The following is a 1,349-nucleotide window of genomic DNA, read 5'->3' as shown; positions in this document are numbered from 1 at the left end:
ACGCCGAGCGCGATGTCGAGGCCCAACGAGCCGGTCGAGACGGTCTCGACCTCCTGCACCTTGTCGGTCTTGCCGAGGCGCATGATCGAGCCTTTGCCGAAAGCCCGCTCGATCTGCGTCAGCGCAGCCTCGATCGCCTTCGACTTGTCCTTGTCCGCTGCTGCCATTGTCGAGGATTCCACCATCTTCAGCGCAGGCTGGGCCATCGCTCGGCATCCTTATGCATGGGAGGGGCACGGCGCTCAATCCGCCGGAGCTGATCGATTTCGTACCTGTTTTGTTCTTTTCGCGCAAGTCCCGACGCGACGGTTTCCCACCGTCACCGCGGCGTCGTGCCACGCCTCTAACATTGCGGGTTGCACAACTTTCAATAACGATGACAAACATATGGAGGCGATGACGGAGATCATGGCGAGTATGCCATGTCTGTCCGCAACCTGGTCGGTCGATCTTCGTAGTGATGCGGGGGCGCGGATCAGGAAATCGATCAATAAACCTATGTCAATATATTCAATTAATTCTAGGTTTGGTCACAGATTGGCGTTTGAAAGATTTGTGTGCTCATGGGCCGTGGGCGCATCGTATTGCGTGTGACAGCAGTGAACGTCGAAGGGGTTGCATGAATATCGGATCTCGGGTCAGACTCCCGAATATCGCACGATGAAGTTCGGTCAAATTCACTGAAAGAGCTATCATCGATCTGCAAATCGCGAGGCGAGCCCCGAGCATGGCGCGCGAGAACTATGCGGCCCACTCCATCCTTGAGTGGACGCACGACAAGGTAGACTTCATGCTGAAAGACCTCAACGAACTTCGTGAAATCGAGCAGCTGTTGCGCCAGGCCGAGGAACGATTGGGGCCGACTGCGACATTCAGGCAGCGCACGCTTCTTCAGATGAGCCTGTTCGAGTTCCGGCGCGGCTTACGGGCCGAGGACGAGGAGGCGACGCACTCCGTGGATATGTCGCAGGACGAGTCCGACAATCGATCGTTCTGAAGCCGTCGTCTCGATCGAACCGAAACCACCCCGCGCGCATCACCGCGCGCATGCGAGAGGCGGAGCGCTCCTTCGTGCTCGCTGACGTAAATCCCACGGGATTCGCAGAAGCTCTGCTCGGGGACGAGGTTCCTCCGCACCGTCGGTCGAGGGTCAGCTCGCCATCGTGCGCTTCACCGTCTCGACGAGCTGCTTCAGGCTGAAGGGTTTCGGCAGGAAGTTGAAGGTCTCGCCCTCGGGCAGGTTCTTGCGGAACGCGTCCTCCGCGTAGCCGGAGACGAAGATCACCTTCAGATCGGGATAATGCTTGCGCAGCTCGCGCAGCAGGGTCGGCCCGTCCATCTCCGGCATG

Annotated in this window: 2 protein-coding genes and 1 pseudogene; 1 reads left to right on the top strand and 2 read right to left on the bottom strand. The window is 58.8% G+C overall.

The genetic code is table 11. The annotated features are described in order from the left end of the window. Positions 1–206, bottom strand: a pseudogene (locus MFF42_RS14880) (recombinase RecA); the annotation flags it as partial. A gap of 521 nt (positions 207–727) precedes the next feature. Between MFF42_RS14880 and MFF42_RS14875 the strand changes: the two are divergent. Further along, on the top strand, positions 728–997 hold the full coding sequence (locus MFF42_RS14875; protein ID WP_238256427.1) for a hypothetical protein: 270 nt from the start codon (positions 728–730) through the stop codon (positions 995–997). 153 nt (positions 998–1,150) lie between these two features. Here MFF42_RS14875 and MFF42_RS14870 read toward each other — a convergent pair. Next, positions 1,151–1,349: response regulator (locus MFF42_RS14870; protein WP_238256426.1), on the bottom strand; the 199-nt coding region annotated here is incomplete at its 5' end.

Source organism: Methylorubrum podarium (genome assembly GCF_022179745.1).
GTDB classification, from domain to species: domain Bacteria; phylum Pseudomonadota; class Alphaproteobacteria; order Rhizobiales; family Beijerinckiaceae; genus Methylobacterium; species Methylobacterium podarium.
The sequence above is the reverse complement of the archived record's forward strand: the minus strand, read 5'-3'. Positions and strand labels throughout refer to the sequence as shown.